We start from the raw sequence: 17806 nt of genomic DNA on the forward strand, positions 1-17806 counted from the left end.
GACGCGGCCCATCGTTGGGTTTCGCCCGGTGGACTTTGGTGACTTCCTCGAAACGCGGCCGTTCGTGTCGCACGGCGCCCCCGCGCGTGGGAGATTGCGATACGGCCCCGGAACGGCGGGGTCCGCCGACCGTGCCCTCAGGGAGGTTCCGTGTTCCAGCGCATCGCGATCGTCAACCGCGGGGAGGCCGCCATGCGGCTCATCCACGCCGTCCGCGACCTCAACGCCGAGCGTCCGGACGCCCCGCCGATCACCACGATCGCGCTGTACACCGACGCCGAGCGCACCGCGATGTTCGCGCGCGAGGCCGACGAGGCGTACGCCCTGGGGCCGGCCTCCGAGCGGCCCTACCTGAACCACGACCTCCTCGCCGACGTCCTCACCCGGGCGGGGGCGGACGCCGTGTGGGTCGGCTGGGGCTTCGTCGCCGAGGACGCCGCGTTCGCCGATCGCGTCGCCGAACTCGGCATCACGTTCATCGGCCCCTCCGGCGACGCCATGCGCAAGCTGGGCGACAAGATCGGCAGCAAGCTCATCGCCGAGGAGGTCGGCGTCCCGGTGGCGCCCTGGAGCCGCGGCGGCGTCGACTCCCTCGAGGACGCCCTCGCCGCGGCCGACCGGATCGGCTACCCGCTCATGCTCAAGGCCACCGCGGGCGGCGGCGGCCGCGGCATCCGCCGGGTCGACTCGGCCGACGACCTCTCCGACGCCTACCAGCGCACCCGCGACGAGGCCGAGCGCGCGTTCGGCTCCGGCGTGGTGTTCCTGGAGAAGCTCGTGACCGGCGCCCGCCACGTCGAGGTGCAGCTCATCGCCGACGGCCAGGGCACCGCCTGGGCGTTGGGCGTCCGCGACTGCACCGTGCAGCGCCGCAACCAGAAGGTGATCGAGGAGTCGGCCTCGCCGCTGCTCACCCCCGCCCAGACCGACGAGCTCAAGGCGTCCGCCGAGCGGCTCGCCCTGGCCGTGGACTACGCCGGCGCCGGCACCGTCGAGTTCCTGTACCACCCCGGCGAGCAGCTGTTCGCCTTCCTGGAGGTCAACACCCGCCTGCAGGTGGAGCACCCCATCACCGAGATCACCAACGACTTCGACCTCGTGAAGGCCCAGATCCGCGTCGCCGCCGGTGAGCGCCTCACCGAGCGGCCCGACGAGACCGGCCATGCCATCGAGGCCCGCCTCAACGCCGAGGACCCCGACCGCGACTTCGCGCCGGCCCCCGGCCTCATCACCCGCCTCGACCTGCCCGTCGGCCCCGGCATCCGCGTCGACACGGGTGTCGCCGAGGGCGACACGATTCCCGCCGACTTCGACTCCATGATCGCCAAGGTGATCGCCGTGGGCCGCACCCGCACCGAGGCGCTCGGACGCCTGCGCCGCGCCCTCGCGGAGACGACCGTCCTCATCGAGGGCGGCGCCACGAACAAGAGCTTCATCCTCGAGTTGCTGGGACGCCCCGAGGTCGTCGGCCCGCGCGACGGCGAGCAGGACGGCGCGGTCGGCTGGGCCGACACCGGGTGGATCGACCGGGCCCGCGCGGCCGGTGAGCTCGTCGCGGACGCCCATTCCGGCGTCGCGCTGGTGGCCGCGGCGATCGAGGCCTACGACGAGGCCGAGCAGCTCGAGGTGGCCCGCCTGCTCGAGACGGCCCACGGCGGACGCCCCCAGGCCGCGCACGCGTCCGGGCTGTCGGTGGACCTGAAGCTCCGGGGGGAGTCCCACACCCTGACCGTCTACCGGACGGGGCCGCACCGGTACCGGGTGCGCGTCGGCGACGTGACGACCGACGCCGAGGTGGAGCGCCTCGACGACGTCCACGGCCGCCTCACCGTGGGCGCGCAGCGGTTCCGGATCGTCACGCAGACGCACGGCCCGGTGCACCTCATCGAGGTGAACGGGGTGACCCACCGCGTCTCCCGCGACGAGGGGGGCGTCCTGCGCTCACCCGCCCCGGCGCTCGTCGTCGCCACGCCCGCCCCCGTCGGTGCCGAGGTGGCTGCCGGTGCACCCGTGGTGGTGCTGGAGTCCATGAAGATGGAGACCGTCATCGCGGCTCCGTTCGCCGCCCGCGTCCGGGAGTTGCTCGTGATGACGGGCAGCCAGGTCGAGTCCATGGCGCCGCTGGTGCGGCTGGAGCCGGTCGGGGAGGGCGAGGAGGAGGCCGCCACGCCCGCCGCCCGGGTGGAGCTGCCGGCCGCGGCGTCCGACCCGAGCGTGGCCGCCCGCCCCACGCAGCTGCGGGAGGAACTCGCCGCGCACCTCATGGGTTACGACGCCGACCCCACCGTGGGCACCCTCGCGGCCTACCTCGCCGCCCGTGAGCGGGCGCTCGCCGAGGGTGCCGGCGTGGCCGCCGACGTGGTCGCCGGGGAGATCGAGCTGTTCGCCCTCTTCGCCGATCTCGCCGAGCTGAGCCGCAACCGGCCCGCCTCGGAGCAGGCCAACACCGAGCTCCGCATCCACTCCGACCGCGAGCACTTCCACGGCTACCTGCAGAGTCTGGACGCCGCGCGCGCCGACCTGCCGCAGCAGTTCGTGGACCGTCTGCAGCGGGCGCTGGCCCACTACGGCGTGAGCGAGCTGGACCGGACGCCGGCGCTGGCGGACGCCGTGTTCCGCGTCTTCCTCGCCCAGCAGCGCGTGGCCGAGGACGTCCAGGTGGTGCTGGCCATCCTCGACCGGTGGATCGCCGAGCCCGCCCCCGAGGCCGCGGTCGCCACGTCGGCCCGCGCCCAACTGGAGCGGCTGGTGCGGGCGACGCAGCGGCGCTTCCCGGCGGTGGGTGACCTGGCCCGCTCGGTGCGGTTCCGGTGGTTCGACCAGCCGCAGGTGGACGCCGAGCGCGAGGCCGTCCTTGCCGGGGTGGACGCCGAGGTGGCCGACCTGGCCGCCCACCCGGTCGCCGCCGACCGCGTGGAGCGCCTCACCGCGCTCGCCGCGATCCCCGAGCGGCTGGTGCCGCACCTCGCGGAGCGGCTGACCGCGGGCCTCCACCCGCACGAGCCGCTGCTCGAGGTGCTCCTGCGCAAGCACTACGGCGAACACGAGTTGACCGACGTCAACGCCACCGTCGTCACCGGCCCCGGTCACGGCGCGGGTCGGCCGCTCGTCACCGGGGCGTACCTGCTGGAGGGTCAGGCCTGCCAAGTGGTCACGACCGCCTGTGGCGCCGACGAACTGGGCCCCGACGGGCCCGTCGCGCGCTTGGTGGCCGAGCAGCTCGCCGCCCGCGCTGGCGGGGAGGACGCCGTCGTGGAGATCTACGTCGCGTGGCCGCAGCGACCCGACCATGCGGAGCTCTCGGCCCAGCTGCAGCCGGTGTTGTCGGCCTGGGCGTGGCCCGGCGGGCTGCGGCGCTGCGTGATCGCCACCTGCGCCTCCAACGGTGACGTGGACTACTTCACGTTCCGCCCCGCCCAGGGAGGCGGCCTGGCCGAGGACGTCCGGATCCGCGGCGTCCACCCCATGATCTTCCGCCGGCTCAACCTGTGGCGGCTGCGGGAGTTCGACGTGACCCGGCTGCCGGCGCCGCGCGGCGTCCTGCTGTTCGACTGCGTCGCGCAGGCGAACCCGTCCGACCGGCGGCTCGTCGCGATGGCTGAGGTGAGCCAGCTGGCCGCGGTGCGGGACGCCGACGGGCGCCTGATCGGCCTGCCGCACGCCGAGCGGGCGGTGGAGAACTGCCTGGAGGCCATCCGCCGGACGCGGGCCGCCCGCGGCCCCGCCGGCAGCACCCTCGACATGAACCACGTCTGGGTCACCGTGTGGCCCGAGATCGACCTCGAACTGAGCGACATCGCGGCTCTGCAGCACAAGATCACCCCGCTGTCGGACGGCGCGGGCATCGAGGAGGTCGTCGCGCAGGGCACGCTCGCCCGCCCGGGGGAGGCGGCCGTGCCGGTCGCGGTGCGGTTCCACGCCCGGGCCGGCGGCGGCGTCACGGCGTCCGTCGAGCCGCCGCCCAGCGAGCCGTTGCGTCCGCTCGACGACTACGCGGCCAAGGTGCTCCGGGCGCGCCGGCGGGGGCTGGTGTACCCCTACGAGCTCTCCCAGACCCTGGCGGGGCCGGGCGGGTCGTTGGAGGAGCTGGACCTCGACGCGTCCGTCGCGCCCGGCGAGCCCGACCGGCTGGTGCCGGCCGAGCGGAGCCCGGGTCGCAACAGGGCCGGCATCATCGTCGCCCGCGTCAGGACCGTCACCCCGCTGCACCCCGAGGGCATCACGCGGATCGTGCTGTCGGGCGACCCGACGCGCGGGCTGGGCGCGGTCGCCGAGCCGGAGTGCCGCCGGATCATCGCCGCGCTCGACCTGGCCGAGGCCGAGGGCGTCCCGCTGGAGTGGTTCACGCTGAGCTCGGGCGCCCGCATCTCGATGGACTCCGGCACGGAGAACATGGACTGGGTGGGCGCGGCGCTGCGCCGCATCGTGGAATTCACCCAAGGGGGCGGGGAGATCAACGTCGTGGTGGCCGGCATCAACGTCGGCGCCCAGCCGTACTGGAACGCCGAGGCGACGATGCTCATGCACACCAAGGGCATCCTGGTGATGACGCCGGACTCGGCGATGGTGCTGACGGGCAAGCAGTCACTCGACTTCTCCGGCGGCGTCTCGGCGGAGGACAACTTCGGCATCGGCGGGTACGACCGGGTGATGGGGCCGAACGGGCAGGCGCAGTACTGGGCGCCGGATCTCGGGGCGGCGTTCGCCATCTTGATCCAGCACTACGAGCACACGTGGGTGGCGCCCGGTGAGTCGGGGCCCCGGCGGGCGCCGACGTCCGACCCGGCCGACCGCGACGTGTCCGACCACCCGCACCACCTGGCGGGCTCGGATTTTACCACCGTGGGCCAGATTTTCTCCGCTGAGCACAACCCGGAGCGCAAGAAGGCCTTCGACATCCGCACCGTGATCGCCGCGGTGTGCGACGCCGACCACCCCCGCCTGGAGCGCTGGGCGGGTATGGCGGACGCCGACACCGCGGTGGTGATGGACGCCCGCGTCGGCGGCCACGCGGTGTGCGTGCTGGGCATCGAGTCCAAGCCCGTGCCGCGCGCGGGATTCCCTCCCACCGACGGCCCCGACACCTACACCGCGGGCACGCTGTTCCCGCGCTCCAGCAAGAAGGTGGCGCGGGCGATCAACGCGGCCTCGGGCAACCGACCACTGGTCGTGCTGGCCAACCTCTCGGGCTTCGACGGCTCCCCGGAGTCGATGCGCAACCTGCAGTTGGAGTACGGCGCCGAGATCGGCCGGGCGATCGTGAACTTCGACGGGCCCATCGTGTTCTGCGTGATCTCGCGCTACCACGGCGGCGCCTTCGTGGTGTTCAGCAAGCAGCTGAACCCGTCGATGACGGTGCTGGCGATCGAGGGGTCCTACGCCTCGGTGATCGGCGGGGCGCCCGCGGCGGCGGTGGTGTTCGCCGGCGACGTCCGGACGCGCACCGCCGCGGATCCGCGCGTTGCCGATCTGGAGGCGCGGCTACGGACGGCGCGCGCGGAGGACAAGGCGGCGCTGCAGGTCGAGCTGGCCGACGCGCGCAAGGTCGTCCGGGCGGAGAAGATCAGCGAGATCGCCGCCGAGTTCGACCGGGTGCACAACATTCACCGCGCCGTGGAGGTGGGGTCGGTGGATCGCGTGATCACCCCGGCCGAGTTGCGGCCCGCGATCATCGCGACCATCGAGGGGCACCGGGGCTGAGCCGGCCTGGGGGGCTGGCCGCGGGCGGGGGCGTCCGGCCGCTACGCTGCCGCCATGCCGACGCCCGCGCACGCTGCTGATTCCCATGACCTGATCCGCATCAGCGGGGCGCGGGCGAACAACCTCAAGGACGTGAGCCTGGAGCTGCCGAAGCGGCGGCTGACGGTGTTCACCGGGGTGTCGGGCTCCGGCAAGAGCTCGCTGGTGTTCGACACCATCGCCGCCGAGAGCCAGCGGATGATCAACGAGACCTACCCGGCGTTCGTGCAGGGCTTCATGCCGACGTTGGATCGGCCCGACGTGGACTCCCTCGACGGCCTCACCACCGCGATCATCGTCAGCCAGGATCGGCTCGGCGCCAACGTGCGATCGACCGTCGGCACGGCGACGGACGCCAACGCGCTGCTCCGCGTCCTGTTCAGCCGCCTCGGTGAGCCGCACATCGGCCCGCCCCAGGCGTACGCCTTCAACGTGCCGTCGGCCACCGGCGGGGGAGCGATCACCGTCCAGCGCGGTGAGAAGACGATCGCGCAGAAGGCGTCCTACACGGTGGTCGGGGGCATGTGCCCGAAGTGCGAGGGCATCGGGCACATCTCCGACGTCGACCTGGCTGCGATCTTCGACCCCGAGAAGTCGCTGGCCGACGGGGCCCTGCTGGTGCCGGGCTACTCGATGGACGGGTGGTACGGCCGCATCTTCGCCGGCTCGGGCTTCTTCGACATGGACAAGCCGGTCGGCCAATTCGGCAAGCGCGAGATGCACGACCTGCTGTACAAGGAGGCCACCAAGATCAAGGCCGAGGGCATCAACGTCACCTACGAGGGCGTCCTGGTGAAGATCGGCAAGTCCATGTTCAACCGCGACCCCGACGAGCTCCAGCCGCACATCCGGGCGTTCGTGCAGCGGGCTGCGGTGTTCAAGACCTGCCCCGAGTGCGACGGCACGCGCCTGACCGAGGGGGCCCGGTCGTCCCGCATCGAGGGGCTGTCGATCGCGGACGCCTGCGCGATGCAGGTCTCCGACCTGGCTGCGTGGGTCGCGTCGCTGTCCGCACCGGCGGTGGCCCCGCTGCTCTCGGGGCTACGGGACCTGCTGGATTCGTTCGTCGAGATCGGGTTGGGTTACCTCAGCCTCGACCGGGCCTCGGGCAGCCTGTCGGGGGGCGAGGCGCAGCGGATCAAGATGATCCGCCACCTGGGCAGCGCGCTCACCGACGTCACCTACGTCTTCGACGAGCCGACGATCGGCCTGCACCCCCACGACATCGCCCGCATGAACGACCTGCTGCTGCGGTTGCGTGACAAGGGCAACACGGTGCTGGTGGTGGAGCACAAGCCCGAGGCGATCGCGATCGCCGACCATGTGGTCGATCTGGGGCCCGGTGCGGGCAGCGGCGGCGGCGAGGTGGTGTTCGAGGGCACGGTGGCCGGGCTGCGGGCGTCCGACACGCTGACCGGTCGCCACCTGGACGACCGCGTGTCGCTGCGGGAGCAGGTGCGGACGCCGACGGGCGCCCTCGAGATCCGGGGTGCCAGCACCCACAACCTGGCCGACGTGGACGTGGACATCCCGCTGGGGGTGCTCGTGGTGCTGACGGGGGTGGCCGGGTCGGGCAAGTCGTCGCTGATCGCCGGTTCGGTGGCGAAGCGGGAGGGCGTGGTGGTGATCGACCAGGCGCCGATCAAGGGCTCGCGGCGCTCGAACCCGGCCACGTGGACGGGCGTGCTCGAGCCGATCCGCAAGGCGTTCGCCAAGGCCAACGGGGTGAAGCCCGCGCTGTTCAGCGCCAACTCCGAGGGCGGCTGCGGTGTGTGCAACGGGGCGGGGCTGATCTTCACCGAGCTGGGGTTCATGGAGACCGTCACCTCCACCTGCGAGGCATGCGAGGGGACGGGGTTCCAGGCGTCGGTGCTGGAGTACACCGTGGCCGGCCGCTCGATCCACGACGTGCTGACCATGCCGGTGGCCGAGGCGCTGACGTTCTTCGCCGACGGTGAGGCCCGGACGCCGGCCGCCACCAAGGTGCTGCAGCGGCTGTGCGACGTGGGGCTGGGTTACCTGACGCTGGGGCAGCCGCTCACGACGCTGTCCGGCGGCGAGCGCCAGCGGCTCAAGCTGGCGGCGCGGATGGGGGAATCGGCCGACGTGTACGTGCTGGACGAGCCGACCACCGGCCTGCACCTCGCGGACGTGGCGCAGCTGCTCGGGTTGCTGGACCAACTCGTCGACGCCGGCACGTCGGTGATCGTCATCGAGCACCACCAGGCCGTCATGGCCCACGCCGACTGGATCATCGACCTCGGCCCCGGCGCCGGCCACGACGGCGGGCACGTGGTGTTCACCGGCACCCCGGCCGAGCTCGTGGCGTCCGCCTCGACGCTGACGGGCCAGCACTTGGCGCAGTACGTCGGCGCCTGAGGCCCGCGGCGTCCCACGGCCGTGACCGTGTGTCCACCCTGCGGTGGGGGCGCCTCCCTGCCCTTCGGACCGCCTCCCTGTCCTTCGGACCGCCTCCCTGTGCGAAACGCACGGCCCTGCCGTTGCAGCGCTGGGGAGGAGGGCTTCGAGCAGGGTGCCGTCGACAACGGCAGGGAGGCGAGCTGAACGACAGGGGCGTGGCGCCCTGGCGAAGCGTGGCTCTCCGGCGTGGGGCACTTCCCCCGTCCGCCGTAGCGGTGCTCTTCCGGCACGGGGAGCCCCGCTACGGCAGGTTAGCGAAGTGGTCCCGGATGCGGGGCCGCGGCGGGGCCACAGAGCTGAGATCGGGCCAGCGTGATCGGAGCCGCCTGGCCCCCGAGCGGGATCGGCGCGGGTCAGGCTCCCGGCTGGATCGCCGCCAGCTCGGCGTCGATGGTCTCCGGGCCGAGGATGCCGACGCGGGTCGAGCGCACCACGCCCTCGGCGTCCACGAAGTAGTGCACGGGGATGCCGCGGACGCCGTACAGCGCGGAGAGCTGGCCGTCGGCGTCCGGGATCTGGCCGAACGTCAGGCCCATGCGCTGGGCGTAGGGGGCGACGGTGGCGCCCGGTTCGCCCATGTACACGGCGAGGATCTCCGCACGCCCGTCGTGGGCGGCCTCGATGTCGGGCGCCTCGACGCGGCAGGGCGCGCACCACGTGGCGCCGAAGGTCAGCCACACCGGGGTGCCGCGCAGGGAGGCCAACGACACGGTGCGGCCGTCCAGCGTGGTCGCCGTGAAGTCCGGCGCCTCTTGGCCCACCGTCGGGGCGGGCCGGGCGTTGGCACCGGGGTCGACGCTGGCCGAGGACGGGGCGGGTGGCAGCAGCAGCCACACCCCGAGCACCACCACCGCCACGAACGCGGCCAGGTAGAGCAGCCCAGGGACGCCGCCGCGCGCGGTGCCGCTCCCCCCTGCGGCACCTCGCCCGGCACCGGTCACGCTTGCACCGGCCACATCGGCATCGGTCACACCGGCATTTCTCACCCCTCCATCGGCCGGGCCCGCATCGGTCACACCGCGACCACCCGGCGGCCGGGGCACACCGGCCCGCGATCCGGCGTTCGCACCCTTGCGAGTCGGCATCAGGCGTAGGCGTGCAGCCCGCCGAAGAACAGGTTGCCGTAGTAGGTGAACAAGATGGCCACGAAGCCGAGGATCAGCAGCCCGGCGGAGCGGTTGCCGCGCCAGCCACGGGACACCCGCGCGTGCAGGTAGGCACCGTAGATGAGCCAGGTGACCAGGGAGGCGGTCTCCTTCGGGTCCCAGCTCCAGTAGCGGCCCCACGCGATGTCGGCCCACACGGCCCCCAGGATGATCATGATGGTGAGCATCGGGAACGTGATGACGACGGCGCGGTAGCCGATCTCATCCAACAATTCCTCACTGGGCAGCCCGCGCAGCTTCAGGTACGGGCGGATGAGGTAGAACACCGCCGCGCCGAACGCGACCGCCGCCGCGCCGTACCCCAGGATGGCCGTGGCGACATGCAGCGTGAGGAGCAGGTGGTTGTCGAGCGCCGGCATGAGCGGCACGGCCTCGGAGCCGACCGTGGCGGCGTACAGCAGCATCAGCACCGGCAGCGGCAAGATCGCCAGCGAGAGCGTGCGCAGCCGGTAGCGGTGGTTGAAGAACACGTACGCCAGCGTCATGCCCCAGGCGAACGAGCAGGCGAACTCGTACTGGTTCGCGAACGGCGCGTGCCCCGTCGCGAAGGTCCGCGACGCCAGCCCGACGGTGAGCAGCACCAGCGAGATCTCGATGGTCCGGTCGGTGTACCACCCGAGCCCACGGCTGGGCGACTCCACCACGGCGGGGGACGCCGCGAGTCGCTCCGGTGCCGCGCCACCGGCCCCGGACGCCCCCACGAGCGCCGCCTCCTTGGCCGCTGCCTTTCGGGCCGCGGTGTTGCGGGTGAGGACGATGACGACGTTGCTGACCAGCGCCAGGGTGAGCAGCACCGTGGCCGCGGCGAGGCAGATGCGGGACAGTTCGAGCATGGCGGTTACCTCCTGGGAGCGTCGGCCGGGTCGGCCAACTGGGCGGCGAGGGTGCGGATGGAATCCTGGAAGACCGAGTCGTGCCGGTCGGGGGACGCGAAGGTGACGGTGGTGGTGCCGTCGTCGTTGGGGGTGACACGGGTCCACACGCGGTGGTGACGCAGGAACATCGTCCAGCAGGTGCCGATCATGATCAGGGCCGCGCCGATCCACACCCACAGCGCCCCCGGATCGCGCGACACCATCAGGCCGGTGTACTGCGCCTCGCGCTCGAACGTGAAGGTCAGGTCGGCGATCGTCGCGGTGGCACCGGGGGTGAGGAGCTGCGTGTCGATCGGGGTGTTGTCGGCGTCCAGGGCGTACACCTCGAGCTGCGCCTCACCGGGGCGGATGTCCGGCGTCACCTGCCCCGATGCCGGGGTGATGACGTAGAACACGAGGTTGCGGTCGGCCAGCTCGACGCGTCCGTAGCTGTACAGCTCGTCCGGCGTGGCGTACTGGAGCGGGATGCCCCCCTCGTGGACGACCGCGCCGGCGGCGTCCGTCACCGCGAACATGGCAGCGATGCCGAACGAGGCCTGGTTGACCGAGTAGCCGCCCCACCGGAGGGGGGTGTTGACCCGGACGTCCTGGTGGGCCACCTCCACCCCGTCGTGCCACAGCACCAGCTCGGAGACGTAGTCGGCCGGGCGGCCGTCGGGGTGGTAGGTGTCGGAGAACGCCCGCGCCTCGACCGCCAGCCCCGTGTCGTAGCCCACGGCGCGCGTGGTGCCGATCGTGACCGGAAAGTTGTTCAACTGCAGCCCGAACTGGCCCGTGATGAGGACGCCGGCGAGGATCACGACGAACGCGGTGTGCGCGATGATCGTGCCGACCGGGGCGAAACGGTTCTGGTCGGCGTAGAGCCGCCCCGGGGTGGTCTCGTCGGCCAGCACCCGGAACCGCCTGCCGCGCAACCGGGAACGCACCTGCTCGATCGCCTCGTCGCGCCCGACGGGCAGGACGGCTGCCACGCTGAGGCGCGCCCGGTCGAAGAACGTGTCGCGCACGTGGACGCGCGGGTTCATCGACTGCTGCCACAGCAGCGGCATGCGGTGCGTGGTGCAGGCGATGATCGAAAGCACGAGCAGCGAGACGACCGTCACGAACGCCGGCGAGCTGAACATCGAGAAGATGCCCAGCACGGCCAGCGGAGTCGTCCAGCCGCGGAACGTGGGGCGCACGGTCTCCAGCCAGGACGCCATGAGCTCCGGGTCGCTGCGCACACCGTCGGGCGCTTGCGGGAACAGCACGCCCAGCAGCGTCAGCACCATCATCGCGAGGATCAGGAACAGGCCGAACCGCTTGTTGTGGAACAACCGGTAGATGCGGCGAGCGACCTCGCCGACCGAGATGTCCGGTTCCCTGCCGTGGGGGCGGCGCACGACGAGATCGTCGGCGGTGTCGTCCACCGCGCGGTCGACCGGGTCGTCCGGGTCGACCGGCTGGCGTCGGGGGGAGGTGTCGATGCTCATCGCGTCCCCCTCACGGCGTGGTGGCCGGGGTCGGTTCGGACGCCGGCGGCGTGGGCGTCGGCGACCCGACGGCCTCGCTCGCCAGCAGGCGCTCGCGGTGCTCCTGGGCGGACGCCGCGATGTCCGATCCGGGTGCCAGCTCACTCACCCTCTCCCAGGCCGCCACAGCCCCCGTGACGTCCGGCGGATCCTGCGCCATGCGCGCGAAACCGAGGTTGAACCACGGGTGCGGGCTGATGGGTGAGATCTCCGCGGCCCGCTGCCACTGCGCCTCGGCGTCCGCGACGCGGTTCACGTTGAAGTACGCCACGCCGAGCACCAGGCGGGAGTCGAGGTCGTTCGGCTGCTGCTCCACGAAGCGCTCCAGCCAGGTGGCCGACTCGGCGAACTGCTCGCCGCGGAAGTAGACGTCGGCCAGGGTCCGCATGCTCACCACGTCGGACGGATCGGCCTCGACCTTGGCGGTGAGAGCCGCCACCTGGGCCTCGTCCAGCGCCGGGGTGGTCGGGGCTGCCGCCGGCATCGCCGTCGTCTGGGCGATGTCGGGGTGACCGTCGGGCAACTCGGCCGCGGCCGGTGCCGGGTCACCCATCGTCCAGACGGCGAAGCCCAGCCCCACCGCGAACGCGAGGCCGGTCAGCATCAACAGCGCCTTGCGCGGGCGTCGCCGCACGCTCGAGCGCGTGGGTGGATCGGTCGTCGTCGCGCCGTCTGCGGCGGAATCGGCGGGGTCATCGACAGGGATGGCCTGGCCTTCGGCGACCGATTCGTTCGAGGATTCTCGGACCATCATTCCCCTCCGTACCGGATGTCCCTCCAGTCTCGGCGAGCGGGTGTGGGCGAACCATCCCGCCGGCGGCATGATTCCGGCACAGCGGGGTACAACGAGGAGGACCCCACCCCTACCCAACGGTAGGGATGGGGTCCGGACGGGAGCCCGGGTCCGAGGCGGGCTTCCGGCTCTAGGGGGTCGCCGAGGCCGTCTCGGGGGCGGCCGGATGGGTCGGCGTCGGCGAGGCGGGCGGCGGGGTGTAGGGCGGCACCGGGGCCGGTGTCGGAGCGCCGGCGGCCGGGTAGGTCTGGCCCAGCAGGGCCAGCTGGCCGCGGCGGGCGGCGTCCGTGGCGTCGGCGAGCAACCGGTTGGTGTACGCCGGGGCGTGGAAGCCGTGGCTGTTCTCGCTGACCACGTAGTCGACGAAGAACTGCGCCTTGCGCTGGTAGGCCCAGGCCTCCTCGATGCGTGCCTGGTCGGTGCCGTTGGTGCGGGCCGTCTCGATGTCCCCGATCAGCTGGACGAGGGCGTCGAAGGCGGTGTCCTTGACGTGTTCGTAGCGCTCCTGGATGCCGCCGACGCGCTCGCGCATCTCCTGCTCGGTCACCGCGTGGCAGGTCAGGCAGCTGGAGTTGATGGACGCGTCCGAGCGCATCGGGCTGGCGACCTGGTGGTCGGTGATCTTCATCGCGCCCTCGCGCTGGTACGGCATGTGGCAGTCGACACACGTGACGCCGGACTGGGCGTGGACGCCCTGGCTCCACGTCTCGAAGTCGGGGTGCTGCGCCTTCACGACCGGGGCGCCGGTGAGGCGGTGGGTGAAGTCGGAGAACTCGTTCTCGTCGTAGTACTGCAGGGCGTCGTCGGCCGTCAGGCCGTGGTCCCACGGGAAGGTGAGGGTCTTCCCCTCGCCGGCGAAGTAGTACTCCACGTGGCACTGGGCGCACACGTACGCCCGCATCTCCTGGGCGGTGGCCTGCGTGTTGACGTCGTAGTCGCGGATGCCCTGGCCCGCCTTGTACTCCTTGATGCCCGCCACGAACGCGGGGCGGGTGACGCGGAGTTCCATCGTCTTCGGGTCGTGGCAGTCGATGCAGGCCACGGGGTGCTGGGCGAACTGGGTGGCCTCGTTGTAGGGCGTCCGGTTCATGATGGCCCACCCCTCGTCGGGGTCACCGTCGCCCATGGTGTTCACGATCTCGGGCAGGGAGGCGTGGCAGTTCAGGCAGGCGCCGGGCTGGTTGAACTGCGTGACGCGCTGCACGAGACGCTGGTCCTCCAACATGTACGCGTGGCCGCGGGGCCGGTTGTACTCGACGGAGAACGCGTAGCCCTGCCACATCGTCACCATGCGGGGGTCGTTCTCGAGCTTGCTCTGGGTCTTGACCGTGCGCGGATCCTCGGCGGTGGGCTCCCGGGTGACGGTGTTGGCCGGATCCATCTCCTGCGTCCGCAGCCAGCCCTCGTACTGCAGCGGGTAGTTCTGGCCCCAGACCTGCGGGTCGTACGTCTCGTCGGTCAGCTCGACGACCTGGAAATAGGGCTGCTGCGCCTCCGTCTGGCGCGTGAAGATGTTCACCAGCAGCGCCAGGACGCCGACGGCGATGACGCCGCCCAGCACGATGACCAGGGCGAGCAGACCCCACTTCGGGCGTCCGCTGCGCGGAGTCGACTTCTCATCAGTGGCGGCGGTGGCCATCGTCATCAGTCCCTTCCGTGACCGACGCCCGCGTGGCAGGACAGGCAGTCGATCTGTTGGTCATCGGTGCGCAGGGCGCGGATGTCGTGCGTCATCGTGTCGTGGCACGTCAGGCAGGCTTCCTGGGTGATCTGCCGGTTGTGGTCGCGGATGTGCATGTTCATCGGGTAGTCGCCCGTCGTGAACTTCAGGGCGTGCCAAAAACCGTTGTCGGCCTTGTTCACGTAGTAGTAGACGACGTTGTCGTGGGGGGAGTGGCAGTCCTGACACGTCGCGGCATTGGCGTGGACGCCGCGGCTCCAGCGGTCGTACTGGCCGTTCATGGCGTGGCACTGGTTGCAGGTCTCGGCCTCGTGGCCGAAGTAGTTCAGGCCTCCGGCGTAGCCGAACGTGAAGATGAGGATGCCGACGAGGATGCCCGTGAGCCCGGCCACCAGCGGCAGGAACCAGCGCCAGGACGCACCGATGGCGTCCCGGATCCAGCCCAGCGTCGCTGTGACGGCCCTGCGCATGGCTCCTCCTCCCGTCGACAGATGTCCCCTCCCGGCCATCCTTGCCCGCCCCCGGGGCGTCAACCATCCCGCCTGGGGTACAAAAGGGGCACAACGGAGATACAGCGGTCGGTGCCAGCGGCGCCAGCGGCGCCAGCGGTTCGAGCGGTGTCAGCGGTGCCAGCGGCGGCGGGGCAGACCGATCCCGTGCCGGACGACGTAGGTGGCGGCCTGGATGCGGTTGTCCATGTCGAGCTTGGCGAGCGCGTTGTGCACGTGGTTCTTCACGGTGCCCTCCGTGATCGACAGGCGCACGCCGATCTCCTTGTTCGACAACCCGTCGGCCACCAACCGCAGCACGTCCAGCTCGCGCTGGGAGAGGGCGGGACCCTCGGCGTCCGCCCGCTCCGGACGCGGCGGCGGCGTCCCCGCGCGCACCGCGGCGAGCAGGCGTCCGACCAGGGCCGAGGACACCGGGTTCTCGTTGCGCATCGCGGCGCGGATCAGGTCGAACAGCTCGGCGGGGGCCAGATCCTTCAGCAGGTAGCCGTGGACGCCGAGGCGGACCGCCTCCAGCAGGTGGTCGTCGTCCTCGCTGACGGTCAGTATGACGACGCGCGTCTCCGGCAGCGCCGCCAGGATGCGGCGCGCCGCCTCGATGCCGTCCATCACCGGCATCTCCACGTCGAGCACCGCCACATCGGGCTTCAGCGCCAGCGCCGCCTCGACCGCGAGCAGGCCGTTGCTCGCCTGCCCGACGACCTCCAGGTCGGCCTCCTCCTCGATGAGCTGGGCGATGGCGCGGCGGAAGAGGATGAGGTCGTCGGCCAACAGCACGCGAATGGGGTCGGGGGCCGTCATGCGCTCAGCACCTCGGGCAGCACCTGCGCGGCGGGCACCGTGACGACGACGGTGGTGCCGCGGCCCGGCGCGGAGGTGACGGTGAGGCGTCCGCCGAAGCTCTCGGCCCGCTCGCGCATGGCCGCCAGCCCGTAGCCGTGGCCGTCCTGCGGGCACGCGGCCAGCGGGGTGAAGCCGCAGCCGTCATCGGTCACGGTGAACGTCGTCTGCGGGGCGGTGCTGCGCACGGTGAGGGTGGCGCGGGTGGCGTCCGCGTGTTTGCGGACGTTGCTGAGTGCCTCCTGGACGATCCGGATGACCTGCACCTCGGCGTCGGGGGTGAGGGCGAGGCCGGGGGCGTCGGCGTCCAGTGCGGTGGGGACGCCGGAGAGGCGGGTGTAGCGCTGCAGGTAGCTCTCGAGGTGGTCGAGCAGGGCCGGGCGGGGCTGGTGGGAGTCCTTGAGGTCGAGGATGGCCTCGCGGACGTCGTGGTAGCCGTCGGAGCACAGTTCGGCGAGCTCGCCGATGTCACGCGAGAGGCGGTCGGAGCCGCGCACCTCCGCGCGAGCGGCCAGCGCCTGCAGCTTGAGGTGGGCGACGCCCAGCACCTGGGCCAGCGAGTCGTGGAGCTCGCGGGCGATGCGGTCGCGCTCGGTGAGGGCGGCCGTGTGGCGTTCGGCGTCCACGCGGCGCTGGGCCTGGGCCTGGGCCAGCTCCTCCTCACGGAGCAACACCTCCGCGTGGGCGCGTCCGATCAACCGGTACATGAACCAACCGAAACCGGCGGCGGCGACCACCATGACCAGCCCGACGACGTTGAAGCCGTGCTCGTGCCCCACGGTCTGAGCGACGAAGGGGTAGCCCGCGATCACGAGGGCGATGAAGACGACGGGGGCGACCATCCCGAGCAGGCGCAGGTTGCGCAACCGGTCCTCGGACGCGGTGCGGAGCGGGTGGTGCGGGCGCGCGGTCAGGTTCGGCGCCGACATCGCGACCTCCTCGAGTTGCGGTGTGCTGGCCGAGCGACCCCCGGACCGAGTCCCTCCCGCACGAGTCTAGGAAGAATGGGGCGCGGATGCGGGCAATCCGTCGTATGGCAACGGATTTCGTCGGCCCCGCCCGATAGCGTCGTGTGCGACGGCACGGACGCCGAGAACGACACGAAGGAGTGGTCATGGCTCTGCAGCAGCTCGACACGACACGGCACGGTGCCCTGCGGGGGGAGGTGGACGAGCGGGTGGTGGAGATCGCGGACACCGTGGCCACCCACCTGGGCACGGATCCAGACCTCTCGGTGCAGGTCGCGGCCTTCCACGACGGGCAGAAGGTGCTCGACGTCTGGGGCGGGCCGCACCTGGGTGAGGATTCCCTGATCGTGCCGGCCTCGGTGTCGAAGAACGCCATCGGTGTGGCCGTCGGACTGTTGGTGGAGCGTGGTGCGCTCGGGCTCGACGACCTGGTGGCCGACCACTGGCCCGAGTTCGCCGCCCGCGGCAAGGGGGCCGTGACCGTGCGGCAGCTGCTCTCCCACCAGGCCGGGCTGCCGTTCGCGACGGATCCGCCGCTGACCTGGGACGACCTGCTGGACCCCCACCGCGCCGCCCGGGTGTTGGCGGCGCAGCGGCCACAGTGGGCGCCGGGCAAGGCGTTCGGCTACCACGGGGTCACCATCGGTGACCTGGCCGGGGAGCTGGTGTACCGCGTGACCGGCCAGACGTTGCAGGAGTTCCACGAGGCCGAGGTGCGGACGCCATTCGGCACCGAGTTCTTCCTCGGGCTGCCGGCGGGAGCCGAGGAGCGCCTGGTGGCGCCCCTGCCCATGATTCCGCCGGTGGCGGCCGGGGGCGCCGACGGCCCCGGCCCGGACCGCGGGCGGTTGTACTGGGTCGACCCGGTCGGGGACCCCATCGACATCGTCCGGGACGAGCGCTCCTGGCGCTTCGGGCACGCCGCGGTGTCCGCGACCGTGTCGGCGCGCGGCATCGCCGGGCTGCTGGCGTCCGCGGTGACGGGCGTGGGGGAGCGGCCCGCCCTGTGGTCGGCCGACACCGTGGAGCAGATGGCCCAGTTGCAGTGCCGCGGCTACGACGAGGTGTTGGGGCTGCCGGACCGGGCCCACTCGATCGTGTTCCAGAAGCAGTCGGCCACCTTCGCGTGGGGCGGCCCGCGCTCGTTCGGCCACGACGGGGCCTTCGGCTGCCTCGGCTGCGTCGACCCCGACACCGGCGTCGCGTTCGGCTACACCATCGCCCGCGGGCCGTGGCCCGGTGGTGCCGACCCTCGGGCCGTCCGGCTGGCCCGGCGCCTGGGGCTGCTGCTGGCGCGCTAGGG

11 protein-coding genes are annotated in these 17806 nt (G+C 72.1%); 3 read left to right on the top strand and 8 right to left on the bottom strand.

Features of this window, described 5'->3' with window-relative positions:
* Positions 1-150 precede the first annotated feature (150 nt).
* Complete coding sequence (locus tag IFY26_RS18185) at positions 151-5700, top strand: ATP-binding protein (RefSeq protein WP_232548748.1); 5550 nt, start codon at positions 151-153, stop codon at positions 5698-5700.
* 54 nt (positions 5701-5754) lie between these two features.
* Entirely contained in the window at positions 5755-8118 is a 2364-nt protein-coding gene (locus tag IFY26_RS09400) for an ATP-binding cassette domain-containing protein (RefSeq protein ID WP_232548749.1), read from the top strand.
* A 395-nt stretch (positions 8119-8513) separates the two neighbouring features.
* Here IFY26_RS09400 and IFY26_RS09405 read toward each other — a convergent pair whose 3' ends face one another.
* The 8 genes from IFY26_RS09405 to IFY26_RS09440 form a co-directional block, all read right to left on the bottom strand.
* On the bottom strand, positions 8514-9131 hold the full coding sequence (locus tag IFY26_RS09405) for a TlpA family protein disulfide reductase (protein ID WP_232548750.1): 618 nt from the start codon (positions 9129-9131) through the stop codon (positions 8514-8516).
* A 113-nt stretch (positions 9132-9244) separates the two neighbouring features.
* The gene (ccsB, locus tag IFY26_RS09410) at positions 9245-10159 is read right to left on the bottom strand and encodes a c-type cytochrome biogenesis protein CcsB (protein ID WP_232548751.1); all 915 of its coding nucleotides are present in this window, start codon (positions 10157-10159) and stop codon (positions 9245-9247) included.
* 5 nt (positions 10160-10164) lie between these two features.
* The gene (locus IFY26_RS09415) at positions 10165-11673 is read right to left on the bottom strand and encodes a cytochrome c biogenesis ResB family protein (protein ID WP_232548752.1); all 1509 of its coding nucleotides are present in this window, start codon (positions 11671-11673) and stop codon (positions 10165-10167) included.
* Between the two features lie 10 nt (positions 11674-11683).
* Complete coding sequence (locus IFY26_RS09420; RefSeq protein ID WP_232548753.1) at positions 11684-12463, bottom strand: tetratricopeptide repeat protein; 780 nt, start codon at positions 12461-12463, stop codon at positions 11684-11686.
* A 172-nt stretch (positions 12464-12635) separates the two neighbouring features.
* Complete coding sequence (locus tag IFY26_RS09425) at positions 12636-14150, bottom strand: ammonia-forming cytochrome c nitrite reductase subunit c552 (protein ID WP_232548754.1); 1515 nt, start codon at positions 14148-14150, stop codon at positions 12636-12638.
* Positions 14150-14656, bottom strand: a complete 507-nt coding sequence (nrfH, locus tag IFY26_RS09430) for a cytochrome c nitrite reductase small subunit (protein WP_232548755.1) — start codon at positions 14654-14656, stop codon at positions 14150-14152. The genes IFY26_RS09425 and nrfH overlap by 1 nt, the downstream gene beginning before the upstream one ends.
* Before the next feature lie 150 nt (positions 14657-14806).
* Positions 14807-15496, bottom strand: a complete 690-nt coding sequence (locus tag IFY26_RS09435; protein ID WP_232548756.1) for a response regulator — start codon at positions 15494-15496, stop codon at positions 14807-14809.
* On the bottom strand, positions 15493-16464 hold the full coding sequence (locus IFY26_RS09440; RefSeq protein WP_232548757.1) for a sensor histidine kinase: 972 nt from the start codon (positions 16462-16464) through the stop codon (positions 15493-15495). Before IFY26_RS09440 ends, IFY26_RS09435 begins: the two co-directional genes overlap by 4 nt.
* 185 nt (positions 16465-16649) lie before the next feature.
* Here IFY26_RS09440 and IFY26_RS09445 point away from each other — a divergent pair, with 185 nt between their 5' ends.
* Positions 16650-17804 carry a serine hydrolase domain-containing protein gene (locus IFY26_RS09445; RefSeq protein WP_232548758.1) on the top strand — a complete coding sequence of 385 codons (1155 nt, stop codon included), beginning with the start codon at positions 16650-16652 and terminating at the stop codon, positions 17802-17804.
* Positions 17805-17806 lie beyond the last annotated feature (2 nt).

It is taken from the genome of Propioniciclava soli (assembly GCF_014858005.1).
Taxonomy (GTDB): Bacteria; Actinomycetota; Actinomycetes; order Propionibacteriales; family Propionibacteriaceae; genus Propioniciclava; species Propioniciclava soli.

Excerpts from the sequence above, each read along its gene's own strand:
- IFY26_RS09400 (WP_232548749.1), top strand. The coding sequence starts at position 5,755 with ATGCCGACGCCCGCGCACGCTGCTGATTCCCATGACCTGATCCGCATC.
- ccsB (WP_232548751.1), bottom strand. The coding sequence starts at position 10,159 with ATGCTCGAACTGTCCCGCATCTGCCTCGCCGCGGCCACGGTGCTGCTC.
- IFY26_RS09415 (WP_232548752.1), bottom strand. The coding sequence starts at position 11,673 with ATGAGCATCGACACCTCCCCCCGACGCCAGCCGGTCGACCCGGACGAC.
- IFY26_RS09420 (WP_232548753.1), bottom strand. The coding sequence starts at position 12,463 with ATGGTCCGAGAATCCTCGAACGAATCGGTCGCCGAAGGCCAGGCCATC.
- IFY26_RS09425 (WP_232548754.1), bottom strand. The coding sequence starts at position 14,150 with ATGACGATGGCCACCGCCGCCACTGATGAGAAGTCGACTCCGCGCAGC.
- nrfH (WP_232548755.1), bottom strand. The coding sequence starts at position 14,656 with ATGCGCAGGGCCGTCACAGCGACGCTGGGCTGGATCCGGGACGCCATC.
- IFY26_RS09435 (WP_232548756.1), bottom strand. The coding sequence starts at position 15,496 with ATGACGGCCCCCGACCCCATTCGCGTGCTGTTGGCCGACGACCTCATC.
- IFY26_RS09440 (WP_232548757.1), bottom strand. The coding sequence starts at position 16,464 with ATGTCGGCGCCGAACCTGACCGCGCGCCCGCACCACCCGCTCCGCACC.
- IFY26_RS09445 (WP_232548758.1), top strand. The coding sequence starts at position 16,650 with ATGGCTCTGCAGCAGCTCGACACGACACGGCACGGTGCCCTGCGGGGG.